This is a genomic window from Mesorhizobium sp. WSM4846 (assembly GCF_055811415.1).
Genome location: NZ_JBVVPZ010000019.1, coordinates 76169 through 93481 on the forward strand (window position 1 = coordinate 76169; position 17313 = coordinate 93481).

Here is a 17313-nt window from a genome sequence, read left to right on the forward strand (position 1 = left end):
ATGGCGAACCAGACCAGCACGTCGGGCCAGACCAGCAAGTCGGGCCAAACCAGCAAATCAGGCCCAACCAGCAAACCAGGCCAAACCAGCAGATCAGGTTTGCTCTTTTCGGGGTCCGACTGGGATTTCAAGACACTGTCGCGCGCCTACGACGCGATCGAGGCGATCGCGATCGAAGAGCTTCACCTCGACATCTATCCGGTGCAGATGGAGATCATCTCGTCCCAGCAGATGCTCGACGCCTATTCCTCGGTCGGCATGCCGCTGATGTATCGCCACTGGTCCTTCGGCAAGCATTTCCTCTACCAGGAATTGCTCTATCGCAAAGGCGGGCGGGGGCTCGCCTATGAGCTGGTGATCAATTCCAATCCTTGCATCGTCTACCTGATGGAGGAAAACACAATGGCCCTGCAGGCCCTGGTGACAGCTCATGCAGCGCTTGGCCATAATCATTTTTTCAAGAACAATCATCTGTTCCGGCAATGGACGGACGCCAGCGCGATCCTGAGCTATCTGGACTTTGCCAAGGGTTACATTGCCCGTTGCGAGGAGCGGCACGGCGTTGCCGCGGTGGAGGCGATCCTCGATGCGGCCCACGCGCTGATGGAACAGGGGGTCTTCAGATATCGCCGGCCGCCGAAGCTGTCGTCGGAGCGGCAGCGTGTAGGCGTTCGTGAGCGCCTGGAGTACGAAGAGCGCTCTTACAACGATCTGTGGCGCACGCTACCGCCTTCGAAGGGCGGAGACAATGTTGGGGCAAAGGATTCCAACATCGCGGAGCGAAGGAAAACGCTCAAGCTGCCCGAGGAGAACCTGCTTTACTTCCTGGAAAAAAACAGCTTGGTCCTGGAGCCCTGGCAGCGTGAAATCGTCAGGATCGTCCGCGTCGTCGCGCAATACTTTTATCCGCAGCGGCAAACACAGGTGATGAACGAAGGCTGCGCCACCTTCGTGCACTACACGCTGATGAACATGCTGTTCGATCGTGGCCTGATCAGCGAAGGCGCGATGCTGGAAATCCTGCGCAACCATTCGAACGTGATCTTTCAGCCAGGCTTCGACGACCCGCGGTTTTCCGGTATCAATCCTTATGCGTTGGGCCTCGACATGATGCAGGACATCCAGCGCATAGCGACCGAGCCGACCGCCGAGGATCGTGACTGGTTCCCCGATATCGCCGGCAACGGCAATTGGCGCGAAACCCTGCTCGACGCGTGGGCGAACCATCGCGACGAATCTTTCATCCGCCAGTATCTGAGCCCCGCCCTGATGCGGAAATGGCGGTTCTTTGTCCTCGCCGACGCCGCCAGCGAGCCGCATTACGAAGTCGCGTCGATACACAATGAGCGTGGCTACGAAAAGATACGCGCCGGGCTCGCCCAGAGCTACGACATCGGCGCGAGCCGGCCGGATATCCAGGTTGTGGATGTCGATCTGCTCGGCGACCGGCAGTTGCGACTGGAGCACAAGGTGAAGAACGGCGTCATGCTGGAGGAGGCCGGTCGCGACGCGACGCTGCGCCATATCCGGACCCTGTGGGGCTATGAGGTCAGCCTGGCGGCGATCGATGCGCAAACCGGCGCGACGCTCAACGAACGTTCGACCAGCCAAATCGGGGAATGACCAAAACCGGAATGGCCGGCGACGGCGTCGTTCTACCGCCGGGTTTTTACTCCTGGGTCCAATGCTCCGGGTCCAATGCCCTGGCCGTCGGACCCGGGAAGGTCGGGTCCGTGGGGATCTCCGGTGGTATATCGGGAGGAATTTCGACGGGCTGCCTTTCGGGGCTGGGAACGGGATCAGGCGAAGGCGGAGGAACGCCCGGAGGCTCGCCAGGCGGAGTCTCCGGCGGAGCAGGCGGCCGGGCCGGCTCAGGATTGGGATTATCCGGTATCGGCACGGGATTGTTCGGGTCTGGATCAGGATCGGTCATCGGAGACTCCCCGAAGCTTGCTTCACATCTCCTCGGCGCCAATGTGTTTCCACTCAACAGCTCCGGCGGATCATCCAGGGTGACAACCATCGCGCCGAACGATGGTTCCATGGCTTGGCGGTGGGGCTCAATGCCGGCGGCGTTGAATAATGGAGCGGCGGCTCCACCTTCGTCGCCTTTACCGTGTCGGCGAGCACGCTATGTACGCCGCGTATTGCCAAGACGGTTCAGGGAGGAACAGCATGCGCGCGTTCATGATTGTCACCCTTCTTCTGGTCGCAATCGCAATGGCGCTGTCGCTCGCACACGCGTTGGAATTGCCCGGCAAGTTGCGCCTCAAGGAGGCCACCTACAAATCTGTGCAGGAGATCTACTATCCCGGCTTCACGATCGGCGGGTTTGCCGAGATCGGCGGCATCATTGCACTCGCCATCCTGCTTTACCTCACGCCCTATCCAGGCGGTCGATTCTGGTGGACTTTGGCGGCCCTTGTCTTCCTGGTGGCGGAACATGCGACCTATTGGCTGGTAACACATCCCGTCAACAATTTCTGGGTGCAGGACGTCGCAGTGTCGAAACCAGCCGCGACGTTTTTTTCACTGCTCCGCCGGAAGCAAAGCGGCGACTGGAAAGACTTGCGCGATGTTTGGGAAGCCTCGCACGTCGCCAGGGCAGGCCTGGCGATGCTGAGCCTGATCTCGATTGCTGTCGCCGCGACATTTTATGCTGAGAGTGAATAGCGCGTGGGATGCGCAGCGACGCTACTTGTTCGTCCGCATCTTTTGCCTTGGATTGATCCCGCCAAGGGCGTTGGTGTCGTTCTCGACATCGCCCTCGATGGTGTTTTCGCCTTCGAGCAAGAGTTCGTCGCCTTCCTTGATCGTGCCCTTGGAGCTGCCGATGCCGGGATTGTTCCTCAGATCGGCATCGCTCGGCTTTTTCCACTTTGGATGTTTGGTTCCGCTCATGAAACAACTCCTTCGAAAAGGGTCCTGTTCTAGAAACAGCAGGGCGCGATGAATGTTCCGCCGAAACTCACCTTGATGGGGCCTTGTCCGCGAGGCGGCTAAAGCGCGTCGCATTTGGCCGGCCTCACGCGACGCGCTTTAGATTGTTGTTATATGCATGTCGTTATCGCAAAACCGCTGCGCACCCTCGGGTCAGGCCCGAGGGCATGCTTTTGCGCGACATTAGAGCCCGAACGGATAGGTGTCGGGAACGCCGGTTCCGACATGCTCCGGCCCAAGCGGCGTCACCGCGACGGTTTCGTCAAACCAGACGAACGCGTCAAACTGCTGGGCAAGAGAGGCATTCGCGTAATGGCTGCGCAGTTCGGTTTCCGGTCGATAGATCACGCCGATGAAGCGCTCCAGCCGGCGCTCCAGAAGCCGCTCGCGCAACGTATCGTCGCGCTTGATGTCGAGCAGGAAACGCGAGACGCCGCTATTATGGCAAAGGCCCTCGTAGCTATCGCTATGGGAAGGCCGCACCCGCTTGATCTCCATCTCGCTGTCCCAGTCGGAGGCCGCGGCGACTGTCCCGGAATGCGTGCTGAGCCCGATCAAGGCTGCCTCGTCGCCGAAGCGCTGGCGGCAGAACTGGCCGATGTTCACTTCGTCCCTGACAATCCCCATTTCGGTGTAGCGGGCATCGCCGATATGGGAATTATGCGCCCACACGACTGCCTTGGCGTTGGGGCCGCGAGCTTCCAGCAGATGCTCGAGCGTCTCGAACATATGGGTATCGCGTAAATTCCAGGACTGCGCGCCGCCATAGTACATGATCCGGTAGTAGCGTTCCGCGGAAGCGATCAGCCGGGCATTCTGGGTGGCATCCATGAAATCGACGCCGTCCTGCTGGGCATAGTCGAGTTGCCTGGCAAGCAGTTCGCGGCATTGTTCGAGCACGGCCTGCTCGCATTTCTTGTAACCCGAAGTGAGCGCGACACGGCCGTAGGTGGATGGTTCATGCTGCCAAGGCGTCAGGCAGCCATAGCGTTCACGCGCGATCTTTGCTGCCTGCGGATCGACCCGGTCGAGATATTGCAGAACCGCGGCGATCGATCCGCTCATATTGTAGATGTCGAGGCCATAGAACCCGGCTAGCCGGGACGATAGCCTGATGCGCTCGTTGTGATGTCGCATCCAGTCGACGAACGCCGCAACGTCGGTGTTGCGCCACATCCAGGTGGGAAACCGCTGGAACGGCGGATCGGCGTTGGCGCGTGGCGGCCGATGGCGGACGTAGCGGTCGATCGCCGCTGCATCAGGCCAGTCGGCCTCGACAGCGACAATGGTGAAGCCGTGCTTCTCGATGAGCCTGCGGGTGATCGCGGCGCGGGCCCGGTAGAACTCCGACGTGCCGTGGCTCGCTTCACCGAGCAGGACGACGCGCCGGTCGCCAAACCGATCGAACAATTCGCCGAACGCCGGATCGTCGAAATCCGGCAGCGGTTCGGCCGCCGCCGCGATCATCTCCGGCAGGCTGCGCGTGCGTGCGCGTCCGGACGGGCGATCATTCGCGGTACGGTTGCCGTTCTCGGGCCAGCCCTGCTCGCCAATGAGCGGGACAAACCGCACGCCGCCGAAATCCTCCTCGCTGTAAGTCGCAGCGCCGGTTCGGGTGACCTTGAGAAGGCGCTGATCATGCGGATCGTCGCCGACCGGGATGACGAGCCTGCCACCGACGTCGAGCTGTTCCTGAAGCGCGAGCGGCGCACCGGGTCCGCCGGCGGCGACCAGAATGGCGTCGAAGGGCGCTGCGTCGGGCCAGCCTTTGGTGCCATCGCCGGTGCGGACTTCGATATTGTCGTAGCCAAGCTCTTGGAATCGCTGTCTCGCCGTTTCGGCCAACCCGGCGTGGCGCTCGATCGTGTAGACGCGTTCGACGATCCGGCTCATCACGGCAGCCGCGTAGCCCGAACCGGTGCCAACCTCGAGGACATGGTCGCCCGTTCCGATTTCCGCCATCTCGATCATCAAGGCGACGATGTAGGGCTGCGATATCGTCTGACCCTCGGCGATCGGCAACGGCCCGTCCTCGTAGGCGAATTCTTCAAAGCCGGGAGCGACGAAAGCCTCGCGCGGAACCTCGCGCATCGCTTCCAGCACTTCGCGGTCATGGATGCCACGGCGGCTGAGATGGACTTGGACCATTCGGTTGCGTGCGTGGGAAAGATCGAGCATCTTTTTGCTCCTCTTGCGAGCAGACAGCCCCCGATTGTCCCCTAATCGTGCCCGACGGCTCATCGGGTATGCGCTCGGCCTCAGCAACTCATGGCCGGCGGCTAGTCTCCTTAACCATTGGCGAGCTTTCAGGTTCCTGCAAAAGAGCGATTGGCGGGCGCAAATGGCGGCTCCAGCCGAACTTATTTCCGTGAAAATCCTTTCTCCAGAGCGATGTCACTCCAGATATCGACGGGCGAACGCATTCTGGAGAATTTTCGATGAACGACGAGGCTCAGAAAGCTGCGACCACAGCCGGCCGTTATCAGGTCGATCTCATGGACCGTTATTGGCGGGCCGCGAACTACATTTCGGTTGGCCAGATCTATCTGATGGACAATCCGCTGCTGCGCGAGCCGCTGAAAGCCGAACACGTCAAGCCGCGGCTGCTTGGCCATTGGGGCACGACGCCTGGCCTCAACTTCATCTACGTCCACCTGAACCGCGTCATCCGACAACGCGGTCTCGACGTTCTGTTTATCTGCGGCCCAGGTCATGGCGGCCCGGCGATGGTGGCGAACACCTGGCTCGAGGGCAGCTACAGCGAGATCTATCCCGAAATCGGCCAGGGCGAAGACGGGTTGAGGAAACTTTTTCGGCAATTCTCGTTCCCCGGCGGAGTGCCGAGCCACGCTGCTCCGGAAACGCCCGGCTCGATCCATGAAGGCGGGGAACTGGGATATGCGCTGGTCCATGCTTTCGGCGCGGCCTTCGACAATCCCGATCTGGTGGTCGCCTGCGTTGTCGGCGACGGCGAAGCGGAAACCGGTCCGCTCGCGGCGGCATGGCACTCCAACAAGTTCCTCAACCCGGCATCCGACGGCGCTGTGCTGCCGATCCTGCATCTCAACGGCTACAAGATCGCCAACCCGACGATCCTTGCCCGCATGGATGACGTGGAATTGCGAGCCCTGTTCGCCGGCTATGGCTACGAACCTTTTTTCGTCGAAGGTCACGAGCCGATTCCCATGCATCGGTTGATGGCCATCAAGCTGGACACCGTGCTCGACAGAATCGGCTCGATCCAGGAGCGCGCCCGTACGCCGTTCTGGCAAGGAGAGCGTCCGCTGTGGCCGATGATCGTGCTGCGCAGCCCGAAGGGGTGGACCGGGCCGAAGGAGGTCGATGGCAAGAAGGTCGAGGATTTCTGGCGCTCGCATCAAGTGCCGGTGTCGAACGCCCGCAACAATGCGGGACACCGCAAGATCCTCGAAGACTGGATGCGGAGCTACGAACCGGAAATGCTGTTCGACGACAGCGGGCGTCTTCTTCCAGAACTGGCGGCGCTTGCGCCAACCGGATCCAAGCGCATGGGCGCAACCCCCTATGCCAATGGCGGACTGCTGAAGCGCGACCTCGTGCTTCCCGATTGGAAAAGCCTGGCGCTCGACGTGCCGCGTCCGGGAGGTGCCAAGGCCGAGGCGACGCGGGTTCTCGGAAGCTATCTCCGCGAGGTCATAAGCCTGAATGCGCAGGCCGGGAATTTCCGACTGATGGGGCCGGATGAGACATCCTCCAACCGCCTAGACGAGGTCTTCAAGGTTACCGACCGGGTCTGGATGCAGCGGATCGAGCCCTATGACGTAAAACTCTCCCGGGACGGCCGCGTCATGGAAGTGCTCAGCGAGCATCTCTGCCAGGGATGGCTGGAGGGCTATCTGCTGACCGGCCGCCATGGCCTGTTCTCCTGTTACGAGGCGTTCATCCACATCGTCGATTCCATGGTCAACCAGCATGCGAAATGGCTGAAGACATCCCGCGAGCTTGCCTGGCGCGAGCCGATCGCTTCCCTCAATTACCTGCTGACCTCGCATGTCTGGCGGCAGGATCACAACGGCTTCAGCCACCAGGATCCGGGCTTTGCCGATTTTGTCGCCAACAAGAAGGCCGACACGGTCAGGCTCTATTTCCCGCCGGATGCCAACACGCTGCTGTGGATCACCGACCATTGCCTGAGAACCTATAACCGCATCAACGTCATCACCGCCGGCAAGCAGCCGGCGCCGCAATTTCTGTCCGTCGACGCCGCGGAGGCTCACTGCAGGGCGGGGGCGGGGATCTGGGAGTGGGCCGGGACGGTTGCGGAGCGCGAGGATCCGGATGTGGTCATGGCCTGCGCCGGCGACGTGCCGACACTGGAGACGCTCGCGGCCGCCGACATTCTGCGTTCGGCGCTTCCTGACCTGAAAGTTCGCGTCGTCAACGTGGTCGACCTGATGACGCTGCAGTCGAATTCAGAGCATCCGCATGGCTTGGCGGACCAGGATTTCGACGCGCTGTTCACGAAGGCCAGGCCGGTCATCTTCGCCTATCACGGCTATCCCTATCTCATCCACCGCCTGACCTACCGACGCGCCAACCATGACAACATGCACGTGCACGGCTTTCGCGAGGAAGGCACCACGACGACGCCGTTCGACATGGTCGTGCTCAATGAGCTCGACCGCTACCACCTGGCGCTCGCTGCGGTCGAACGCGTGCCTGGGCTCGCCGAACGGGCGAAAAACCTTGCCGCCGAACTTCACGGCAAGCTTGCCGAACACAAGGCTTACGTCCGCGAGCATGGCGAAGACATGCCCGAGATCCAGGAGTGGAACTGGCCCGAGAACAGTGCGACGAAGGCTGGCGATTGATGCGGCAGGCAATTCTGGCACTGAACGCCGGCTCCTCCAGCATCAAGTTCGGTCTATACGATCTTCAACCGTCCGTGGAGCTGCAGCTTGTCTCGCGTGGCGCGCTGGATCTGGGCGATGCGCCGAGGCTCACCGCGAAAGCGGCCGACGGAACAGTGCAGTGTGATCGGCCGCTTGCCGCAGACGCACGCGATACGGGCATCGGCGATTTGCTGCGCTGGATCGAGAGCGAACTTGGCGGCAGGAAACTGGTCTGCGCCGGTCACCGCATCGTGCATGGCGGGCGAGAGTTCGTCGAACCCGTCCGCCTGACGCCGGTCGTGATCGAGGCCCTGGACAGGCTGACGCCGCTTGCGCCGCTGCACCAGCCCTGCAGTCTCGCGCCGATCCGCACACTTGCGGTGCTGCGGCCGGATCTGCCGCAGATAGGCTGCTTCGACACAGCCTTCCATCAGACGATCGATCCGATCGTCAGCCGCTTCGCGCTGCCGCGCAAATACGATGCGGACGGAATCCGCCGCTACGGGTTTCACGGACTTTCCTACAAGTACATCGCCGGGCGGCTCAAGGCGATGTCGCCGGCGCTTGCAGCGAAGCGGACGATCGTCGCCCATCTCGGCAACGGGGCGAGCCTGTGCGCCATGCGCGACGGGAGAAGCTTCGACACGACGATGGGCTTTTCCGGGCTCGACGGCCTGGTCATGGGCACGCGTTGCGGCGCCATCGATCCGGGCGTGCTTTTGTACTTCGTCCTGGAACGAGGCATCGCGGGGGAAGCCCTGCAGCATATGCTCTATGAGGAATCCGGGCTGCTTGGAATATCCGGCATCTCGGGCGACATGCGCACGCTGGAAGCGAGCGACAACCCCCACGCCCGCGAAGCAGTAGACCTTTTTGCCTTCAGGGCGGCACGGGAAGCTGCCGCGCTCGCCAACACGTTGGGCGGCCTCGAGTGCCTGGTGTTCACCGCCGGCATCGGCGAGCGCTCGGCACCGGTCCGCAAGGCAATATGCGAAAGGCTTGATTGGCTTGGCGTGGCGATCGACGAGCCATCCAATGCCGCCCATGCCGCGATCATAAGCCGACCTGACAGCAAGGTCGAAATACGCGTCGTCGCGACCGACGAGGAGAGCATCATTGCCCACCACGCGCGGGTGCAAGGGGATGCTTGATACCGCAATCAGCGGCGCGTTTTCCAGGGCAAGGAACCCTGCGCGTCCGCGACCGTTTCCCCTACCTGATGACCTTGGGGGATATGATTACCAAAGGGAGAAATCCAATGGCGGAGACCACCAATATGGCAGGCGCCTCAAAGGCGGCAAACGATGCGCAGGAAGCGATGAAGAAACAGATCGCCGAGCTTCGTCGCGAAATCACCAAAATAAATCGGACCCTTTCCGACCGCGCCGAGGAGGCACAGGGCTGGTACGAGAGCGCTGCCGAACGGGCGTCGCGCGCAGCCGGGCAATTGCGTAGCCAGGCACACACCGTGACCGAAACCGTCCAGCAGAACCCAGGCACGATCTCTACGGCGATGATGCTTGGCGGCGTGCTCGGCGTTCTCTTGGGAATTGTGATCGCAAAGAGCTCCGAGCCTGAACGGCGGTGGTTCTAGAGCATTTTGCAGCCAAAAATCTTGGTTTGGCGTCCAACAAAATGCGTAAAACAAGGAGTTAGAGCGCGGTTTTGGTCCACCAAAACGCAAAGCGCTCTAGCGGCAGATCACCACCCGCGCGGTGCCGAGGCTGCCTTCGGCGTCGCGCGCGCCTGTTCCCTCAGCAGGCCGTAAAGCACCTACGATACATCGCCGCAGCCTGTTGCCTCCTCGTAAGCACGTCGAAGGAGCTTTAGTCCTCTGTGGATCTGGCCCTCGGTCAGACTTGCGTATCCCATCACCAGGCCGAGGCAGCTGCGATCCAATGTCTGTTCGAAATCCAATGTCTGGTCGAAGTAATGCGGCGATATCGAATAGATGCCAACTCCGAGCGCGGCGGCTTTATCGATGAACGATGCCGCCATGGAGGGCGGCGTGTCGTGAAACCAGACGACGACGTGCAGACCGGCCTCTGCGCCTTCGACCCGAACGAGATCGCGGAATTCCGCCTGCAGAGCGTCCAGGAGCGCTGCACGTCGGCGGGCATTTTGACGCCGGGCCTTGCGCACGTGGCTTTCGTAGGCGCCGGTTTCCATCAGGGTCGCAAGCGCCTCCTGTTCGAGGCTGGGGGCATGCCTGTCCGTCAGCCGCTTGGCATGGGCAAAAACCTCCTGCAACTCACGCGGAACGACGACGTAGCCGATCCGCAGCAACGGCGACAATGTCTTCGAGACCGTACCGATATAGATGACGTTCGACGCGCCTCCCAGCGCGCGAAGCGGCGGTATCGGGTTCATGTCGAAACGATATTCGCTGTCGTAGTCGTCCTCGACGATGTAGGCCCTCTTCTCTTTCGCCCATCCTAGCAGTTGCTGGCGTCGACCCATCGACATTACGCTTCCGAGGGGAAACTGATGTGAAGGCGTGACGTAAGCCAGCCGCGCGTCAACATCCGCCAGCAAGTCCGCCCTGATGCCTTCGGCGTCGACCTCCACCGGGGCGGCGATGGCTCCTGTCATCTCGAAGACGCTCCGTGCCATCGGGTAGCAGGGCTCTTCGATGGCGAAGCCGTCGCCCTCATCGAGAAGCAGGCGGGCGCAGAGATCCAGTCCCTGCTGAGAGCCGTTGACGACGACGATCTCGCTCACCTCGCACCGGATGCTGCGCGCTCGCCATAGATAGCCCTGCAGGGCGGCACGCAGGCGGATCAAGCCACAGGGGTCGCCATAGGACAGCTTGAGCGGCCGTCCCAGCGCAGCATCGTTCATGGCCTTTCGCCAGGCAAGGGTCGGGAAGTCAGAGGCCGACATGTCGCCGTAGCGGAAGTCGGCGACGAGCTTCTCCGACGCAACCCGCATCGGGATGGCTCGGGATCGAAGCCTTTCTGCGAAAGCGGAGAGGCTGTGTGGCTCTGCGGCTGTATCAACGAGGTCTCCCGGCTCGCTGTGCGCGACCTTGATGGCCACCCGTGGCCGAGCGCCATGTCGAATGACCACGAACCCCTCGGCGGCGAGCTGTTCGTAAGCGGACGTCACAGTCGTTCGCGAGACGCCAAGCTCGACCGCCAGTGCACGAGCCGACGGAAGCACGTCTCCGCGGCCGTAGACCTCCGCCACGATCTGTTCCCGCAGGTTCTCATAGATCCCGCGCGCGCCCAATCCCGACGACGAACTTCCCGACGACGAATTCTGCTTGCTGGACTGGACCATTCGCGATTACCCAAATGAAGACGTTTCGTTGATCCAGACATTACCGGGAAAATCAGCCAGGCAAAGGCCTGAGGCCAACTGGACCAGCGCTTTTTATTCAAAACTGGTTCTAGGTCAGGGCCAGTTGTGCTTGTATTGATGACGCCAGATTGCACCTCCTGGGAAGTAAAATGCTGGCCGAGTTCCACCAATTCATCATCGTCTTTACCGCCTACGTCATCGCTGCCGGCAGTCCCGGGCCGAGCAATATGCGCATCATGGCCGTCGCCATGAACGACGGCCGCGGGGCCGCACTGGCAATCGCGTCCGGCGTCGTCAGTGGCTCGATCTTTTGGGGCCTGATGGCAGCGACAGGTGTCTCGGCGATCCTCAGCCGATACGCGCAGGCACTCGTGGTCCTGCAACTGGTTGGAGGCCTGTATCTTCTCTATCTCGCCTTCAAAGCGGGCAAGGCTGCGCTTTCTTCACACAAGGATCAGCTTCGCCCGACCAACGAACGGAAGGCGACGGCGGCCACTCTCTACCAGCGCGGACTGCTGATGCATCTCACCAATCCGAAATCGATCCTGGCATGGATCGCGCTGATGACGCTGGGACTCGGGCCCGGGTCGTCGTCGCATACGGTTCTGGTGATCCTCGCGGGCTGCGCGGTGCTGAGCGTCACCATCTTCTGCGGCTACGCGATCGTCTTTTCGACCGGTCCCATGGTCGCCCTGTATCGGCGGGCGCGGCGCTGGATCGAAGGCACGCTGGCGGTATTCTTCGGATTTGCCGGGCTAAAGCTTCTCCTGACCCGCATCTGAAAAGGTTCCTTCATGTCACTCTTCCAAGCCCTTTCAGCATTCCCGATCACCCCGGCGGACGCGTCCGGCAGGCTCGACCCCGTCGCCCTCGCGCGCCTTCTGAGGAACATCGAGGAGGCGAGAGCGGACTCCATCGGACTGCTCGGCAGTACCGGCGCCTATGCTTTCCTCACGCGACAAGAGCGTCGACGGGCGGTCGAAACGGCAATGGACACGGTCGGCGGCAAAATCCCGGTTATTGTCGGCGTCGGAGCGATCCGGACCAGCGATGCGGTGGACCTTGCCCGTGACGCGAAGGCTGCGGGCGCCGATGGCCTGCTCCTCGCTCCGGTTTCCTATACGCCGCTCGTCGACGACGAGGTCTTCGAACACTTCGCCACAGTCGCCGACGCGGGGCAACTCCCGCTTTGCATCTACAACAATCCCGGCACGACCAGGTTCACCTTCAGCCTGGACCTCATTTCCCGCTTGTCGAAGGTGGCGAACATCGAAGCCGTGAAGATGCCTTTGCCGTCCGGTGGTGACTTCACGTCCGAACTTGCCTCCCTCCGGTCTGCGACCGGGTCGGCATTCAGGATCGGCTACAGCGGCGACTGGGGCGGCGCGCCTGCGCTGCTCGCCGGGAGCGACGCCTGGTATTCCGTCGTCGCAGGACTTCTGCCGTCACAGGCCCTGGCCCTGACGCGAGCGGCGCAAGCCGGGGACGCTGCGACCGTCGAGCGACTCGACGCCGCATTCGGACCGCTTTGGGCGCTGTTCAAGGAATTCGGCAGTTTCAGGGTGATGTATGTCGTCGCCAGGCTTCTGAACCTGTGCGACGTCGATCCGCCACGCCCTGTCCTCCCGCTGAAGGACCAGGCACGGCAGCGCGTCGCCGCCGCTCTCGACCATCTCGATGCGGTTTTCTCCGTTGGTTGTATGCAAGCTCGATAGACAGTCTTAATCAGGACATTTCCATGCTGGAATCCAACGCCTTCACCGTCTACCTGTTCACGGCATTCCTGCTGGCGATTACTCCGGGTCCGGGGATTTTTTATGTCGCCGCCCGAACCCTTTCCGGCGGTCGCTCGGAAGGAATCGCTTCTAGCCTTGGCAATGGTCTCGGCGGGCTGTTTCATGTCGTGGCCGGCAGCCTTGGCGTCTCGGCGATCGTGCTGGCAAGCGCCGAATTGTTCACGGCGCTCAAGGTGGTCGGCGCGCTCTATCTGGTCTGGATGGGATACCGAACCATTCGCCATGCCAGGCTCGACTACAAGTCGCTGGGTCATTCGGAGCCGCCCGTCGGCACGATGCGGGCCTTCAGGGATGGCGTCCTTGTCGAAGTGATGAACCCGAAGACGGCCGCATTCTTCCTCGCCTTCATTCCCCAGTTTGTCGATACATCGTCGGATCACGTCGTTCTGCAGTTCCTGATCCTCGGCGCCATCTCGGTTGCCCTCAACACGCTCGCCGATATTGTCGTGGCGTTTGCAGCCGGAAGGCTTCGCGATGGCGCGGCGTCGCGTGGGAATCTCGTTCGCCGTCTTCGTGAAGGCTCGGGCGGTGCCATGATCATGCTTGGATGTGGGCTGCTGCTGGCAAAGCGCCCAGTTGCCTGAGCTTGTGAGAAGGAGCAAAATGCATGACGGCCGCTGGCCTTGTACCTGCTATGACGGCCGAATTCGCTTACCTCATCGACATCAAGTTCGTGACCAGACCTGCCTTGACCTCAAGCACCGGCGCGGGCGCCTCGGCATGACCGATGTCCCGCAACCGATCGGCGTCAAACCAGCGATTGCCCGACGTCTTGACACGGTCCGTTGCCAAGTCTTGAGAGCCGCGATTGCGGTTGCTGTGGTTTTCAGCACAAGCCCAAGCAGACGGTGAAGATCGACGCGAGTTTGCGTGTGAGCCATTTCGGCCTCCATCATCATTGTCGGCAGGGTTGAACTGCGGGGCGCCTGTTACACTGCGCTTTGCGCCTTACAGCTTGCGGCCGATCACGGCGCCGTTCGCGCCGGGTGCCTCGAACCAGACCGTCTCGATGTGCCGGAATCCGGCTTCCTCGAGCCACGCCGAATATTCGGCCGGCGTGTAGTTTCGCCCTTCCGTCTCGATCAGCATGTTGAGGCTCATCAGCGCCGCCGGCGCCGGTCCGGTCTTTTCGTCATTGACGAGAAGCTCGCGAATGCATCGCCTCCCAGAACAGCGCCAGCATCATCGGATCTTCGCCGTCGAACACCGAGGATCGCACCGCCGGGTCCCACGTGGTCGGCCGGTTCGTGCGCAGCGCCTCGGTAAGCCTGCCCCAGCCGGGGTAGAGCCGCTTGTCGAGCATCTGCACAAAGCCGCCGAAATAATACGGTTTTCCGCGCACGAGATAGGTTTCGCTTAACGGCGTGTTGCGATAGCGGCCGCCGGTTTTCTCCAGGAGCCCGAGTGCAGCGCAGCCGGTCAACAGCATCTCGGCCGGCCGTTGGTGCAGGCCGAGGGCTTCGGCCAGCTCCGCAACCGTGGTGCCGGCGCCGCCGGCAAGGCGACTGAAGAGGTCCAACTCATGAGCAGCAGCCAAGGTCTTGAAGGCCCAGAAACCAGTCGAAAGCGCCATCAGCGGGACGGCGGACGGAAGCTCCGGCGTGGCGGCAATCGGGTGGACGGTTGCATGCTTGGCCGGAGGCGCTGTCCGCGAAAGTTGATTGGCCATGATCACCTCTTCTTTCAGAGCAAGTCACGACCGCAACCGGCTGGCGCAACCGGCTGGCTTGTGACATTCCACGCGGCGAGCGTGTGGCTGCGGTCTGCTGAAGTGCGAATCTGGCGGTGCGGCGTTACGCTACGATTTCAGAAGGAGAAAATTCGGTTACATCTGAAACTTGTATTATTTGGCCGGAGCCGGCTGGCTTTCTCGATCGTGCCGGCATCACCGGGCGATACGGCGCAGGGTCAAGGCAGCGACAGTGGTGGCCGCTGCCAGAAGCGGCAGCCAGGCTTGCGGATCGCCCATGGCATGCAGCGTCAGGCCGCTGAGCAGCAGCCACAGCAGCGGGATCACCAACAGCAGCGGCACAAGCCCGCCGCTCGCGGCAAGCAGGACGCCGAGCGCCGCGATCGCCGTCGGGTCCGGCGCGATGCCGAAGACCTCGGCGCTCGCCCATGGCCGCCCGAAGAGCGGCGGCAGCAGGGGATAGACGACGAGGCCAGCGAGCGCGATCAGCAGCCCGAGCCGCCCTGCGATGTCCCGCCGGTCAAAGGCGAGGCTGCCGCGCGCGGCACCGCCGATCGCCAGCAGCAGCGCCTGCAGGCCGAAGGCCGGCGCGACATAGGCGATCGCCCAGTTGATCGCGGCATAACGGCTCCACAGCAAGGACCAGCCGACGAAGGCAAAGAGAGCGGCGAGGACGAGCGCAATCCACAGACCATGGCGACGCGGCCGCCTAAGCACGAGCAGGACAATGGCGAGGCCGGCGGCGAGCGTCAGGAGATGCAGCGGCCAGAACGCGGCATTGGCCAACTCGAACATGCGCCAGTAGACGCGCGGCGAGAAGAGCAGGAAATCCTCCAGCCGATAGGTCCACCATTCCGACATCCAAGCAGGTTCCACAAAAGCCTCCCACGGTTTTGCGACAAGAACCTGCGACAAACAACAGAATCCAGGCAGGCATTCGTGGGCCAGCCGACGAATGCCTGCTTAGAGGTCCCGGACGTAGGCCGCCATCCGCTCGCGCATGGCCGCGTCGGGGAGGGGACCGGTCGCCGCCAACAGGTTCTCGCGCACGTGGTCGACGCGGGTGGTGGCGGGGATGGCGACGGTGACGGCGGGATGCGAAACGATGAATTTCAGTATGAACTGCGCCCAGGTCGCGGCACCGATCCCGGCCGCCCAGTCCGGCAGCGCTTCGCCTTGGAGTTGACGTATCAGCGCGCCTTGCCGAAACGGCCGGTTGACGATGACACCCATGCCGCGCTCGGCCGCCAGCGGCAGCAGCCGTTGCTCCGCTTCACGGTCGACGACGTTATAGGTGAGCTGCACGAAGTCGAGCGGATGCGCGCGCATGATCTGTTCGAACAAATCGTGCCGCCGTCCTTCGGACGTCGTGATGCCGACATAGCGGATCCGCCAGTCCGCCTTCATGGCGAACAGAGTTTCGAGATGCGTCTCCCAGGCGACGAGGTTATGGACCTGAACGAGGTCGAAGCGCGGCACACCCCAGAAGCGGCGCGACTGCTCGATCTGCGCGGGTCCGTCGGCGGAGGAGGTCCAGACCTTCTCGGCGGAAAACAGCGCTTCGGGCCGGCCGAGTTTTTCGAGGCCGTAGCCGATCGCCGGCTGCGAGGAGCCGTACATCGGCGAGGAATCGATCATGCGGCCGCCTGCCGCGAAGAAGGCAGCCATCACCTCGGCGCACTCGTCGCGCAGCACCGGATCGTCGCCGACATTGAAGGTGATCCAGGTGCCCAGGCCGACAGCGGGAAGCATTTCTCCCGAGGAGGGCACGGCGCGCATCGCCGGCGCGGGCGGCGCGCCGGGCGCGGCTGCCGGCAACGCCAGAGCCGCGCCGGAAGCGGCGGCAGCCTTAACGAATGTCCTGCGGGTGATGATCATCGTCTGCCATCCCTGTCCTTTCGACCTCTTGTACTCCCGGCCCCGAGAATGGTTCCGGCCGACCGGCTTTTCGCAAGGCCGATCGGCGGGGAGCCGGCGGTCGTCTCTGGCGACGGTTCGGATATGGAACGTCTGCCTGAAACAGGAACGAATGCTGCAGGGCCTGGGTTGCGCCAGCCCGCCCGATTACCTGGAACCCGATTACCTGGAAATGGCACCTGTCCTGACTTGATGGCGCTGGCGGGCATATGCCACGCAGCCGTCTACCGTGCTGACACAGAGCGCATCGCGGTGGTTCGGCGTGTTGTTGTCGCCGGCGTAGGCAACCTCGGCAACACGGCCGTCGACCATTCGGATTTGCGTGTTGCAATAGCCGCCGGGATCGACATTGAGCGATCCTCCAACCGTCGGGATCGCGCCCACGGCCAAGGTTGGGATCACCACATTGAGATTGCCGCGTTGAACGGTACGCTGATAGGTCCAGATTTGGCCTCTCTCCGCATCAGCGGTGGCAGTCGGAAAGCCAGCGCACATTCGAACGTCCGCCTCGCTGAGACCGACCATCTCTTTGCGGGCTGCCGCCGTTGTGGCGTCTTCCTTCGGGTGCTTCGACGTGTCGTCAGGGGCGACGCAGGAGGACACGATCGAACTGCCGGCCAGGAGAACAAGAGGGACAAGCTTGCGGATGCGGGAAAATATCATGTGACCGCGAAGTTAGGCGAGCAGACAACCGAGTCAACCTGCACAACTTCACGATGTCGTTGGTCGTGCCGCTCGGCTGGACTTGATGCGCGACGGCCCGGATGGCTGCTCATGCTTGCCCGATGATGTCAGG

Annotated in this window: 16 protein-coding genes; 8 read left to right on the forward strand and 8 right to left on the reverse strand. The window is 62.3% G+C overall.

Annotated elements, in window-relative coordinates:
• Complete coding sequence (locus tag AC0L15_RS17575; protein WP_473496653.1) at positions 1 to 1623, forward strand: SpoVR family protein; 1623 nt, start codon at positions 1 to 3, stop codon at positions 1621 to 1623.
• 459 nt (positions 1624 to 2082) lie between these two features.
• Positions 2083 to 2673 (forward strand): DUF1772 domain-containing protein, encoded by a 591-nt coding sequence (locus tag AC0L15_RS17580; RefSeq protein WP_473496654.1) that lies wholly within the window; start codon positions 2083 to 2085, stop codon positions 2671 to 2673.
• 21 nt (positions 2674 to 2694) lie between these two features.
• On the opposite strand, the gene AC0L15_RS17585 is transcribed toward AC0L15_RS17580, so the two are convergent.
• Positions 2695 to 2901 carry a hypothetical protein gene (locus AC0L15_RS17585; protein ID WP_023797798.1) on the reverse strand — a complete coding sequence of 69 codons (207 nt, stop codon included), beginning with the start codon at positions 2899 to 2901 and terminating at the stop codon, positions 2695 to 2697.
• Positions 2902 to 3123: 222 nt separating this feature from the next.
• Entirely contained in the window at positions 3124 to 5118 is a 1995-nt protein-coding gene (locus AC0L15_RS17590; protein WP_473496655.1) for a protein-L-isoaspartate(D-aspartate) O-methyltransferase, read from the reverse strand.
• Between the two features lie 260 nt (positions 5119 to 5378).
• On the opposite strand from AC0L15_RS17590, the gene AC0L15_RS17595 reads away from it, so the two are divergent.
• The 3 genes from AC0L15_RS17595 (at position 5379) to AC0L15_RS17605 (ending at position 9405) form a co-directional block, all read left to right on the forward strand.
• Entirely contained in the window at positions 5379 to 7790 is a 2412-nt protein-coding gene (locus AC0L15_RS17595) for a phosphoketolase family protein (RefSeq protein ID WP_473496656.1), read from the forward strand.
• Positions 7790 to 8962: an acetate/propionate family kinase gene (locus AC0L15_RS17600; protein WP_473496657.1), complete on the forward strand. Its 1173-nt coding sequence runs from the start codon at positions 7790 to 7792 to the stop codon at positions 8960 to 8962. The genes AC0L15_RS17595 and AC0L15_RS17600 overlap by 1 nt, the downstream gene beginning before the upstream one ends.
• Positions 8963 to 9069: 107 nt before the next feature.
• Entirely contained in the window at positions 9070 to 9405 is a 336-nt protein-coding gene (locus AC0L15_RS17605) for a hypothetical protein (RefSeq protein ID WP_287070205.1), read from the forward strand.
• A gap of 179 nt (positions 9406 to 9584) precedes the next feature.
• On the opposite strand, the gene pdxR is transcribed toward AC0L15_RS17605, so the two are convergent.
• Positions 9585 to 11093: a MocR-like pyridoxine biosynthesis transcription factor PdxR gene (pdxR, locus tag AC0L15_RS17610; RefSeq protein ID WP_287171151.1), complete on the reverse strand. Its 1509-nt coding sequence runs from the start codon at positions 11091 to 11093 to the stop codon at positions 9585 to 9587.
• A gap of 170 nt (positions 11094 to 11263) precedes the next feature.
• Here pdxR and AC0L15_RS17615 point away from each other — a divergent pair, with 170 nt between their 5' ends.
• Genes AC0L15_RS17615 through AC0L15_RS17625 form a run of 3 tightly spaced genes read left to right on the forward strand, consistent with a single transcriptional unit; the run spans position 11264 to position 13494 of the window.
• Positions 11264 to 11896: a LysE family translocator gene (locus AC0L15_RS17615; protein WP_473496658.1), complete on the forward strand. Its 633-nt coding sequence runs from the start codon at positions 11264 to 11266 to the stop codon at positions 11894 to 11896.
• Positions 11897 to 11908: 12 nt separating this feature from the next.
• Complete coding sequence (locus tag AC0L15_RS17620; RefSeq protein ID WP_473496659.1) at positions 11909 to 12829, forward strand: dihydrodipicolinate synthase family protein; 921 nt, start codon at positions 11909 to 11911, stop codon at positions 12827 to 12829.
• Between the two features lie 23 nt (positions 12830 to 12852).
• Entirely contained in the window at positions 12853 to 13494 is a 642-nt protein-coding gene (locus AC0L15_RS17625) for a LysE family translocator (protein WP_091596576.1), read from the forward strand.
• A 364-nt stretch (positions 13495 to 13858) separates the two neighbouring features.
• Here AC0L15_RS17625 and AC0L15_RS17630 read toward each other — a convergent pair whose 3' ends face one another.
• The 5 genes from AC0L15_RS17630 to AC0L15_RS17650 all read right to left on the reverse strand — a co-directional run bounded on the left by AC0L15_RS17630 (position 13859) and on the right by AC0L15_RS17650 (position 17180).
• Complete coding sequence (locus tag AC0L15_RS17630) at positions 13859 to 14065, reverse strand: methyltransferase (protein WP_473496668.1); 207 nt, start codon at positions 14063 to 14065, stop codon at positions 13859 to 13861.
• A complete protein-coding gene (locus AC0L15_RS17635; RefSeq protein ID WP_473496660.1) occupies positions 14043 to 14579 on the reverse strand; it encodes a methyltransferase family protein in 537 nt (178 codons plus the stop codon). Before AC0L15_RS17635 ends, AC0L15_RS17630 begins: the two co-directional genes overlap by 23 nt.
• A gap of 216 nt (positions 14580 to 14795) precedes the next feature.
• A complete protein-coding gene (locus tag AC0L15_RS17640; protein WP_287249426.1) occupies positions 14796 to 15476 on the reverse strand; it encodes a DUF6064 family protein in 681 nt (226 codons plus the stop codon).
• Positions 15477 to 15563: 87 nt separating this feature from the next.
• The gene (locus AC0L15_RS17645; RefSeq protein ID WP_473496669.1) at positions 15564 to 16379 is read right to left on the reverse strand and encodes an aldo/keto reductase; all 816 of its coding nucleotides are present in this window, start codon (positions 16377 to 16379) and stop codon (positions 15564 to 15566) included.
• Positions 16380 to 16679: 300 nt separating this feature from the next.
• Positions 16680 to 17180 (reverse strand): hypothetical protein, encoded by a 501-nt coding sequence (locus AC0L15_RS17650; RefSeq protein ID WP_473496661.1) that lies wholly within the window; start codon positions 17178 to 17180, stop codon positions 16680 to 16682.
• Positions 17181 to 17313: the final 133 nt, after the last annotated feature.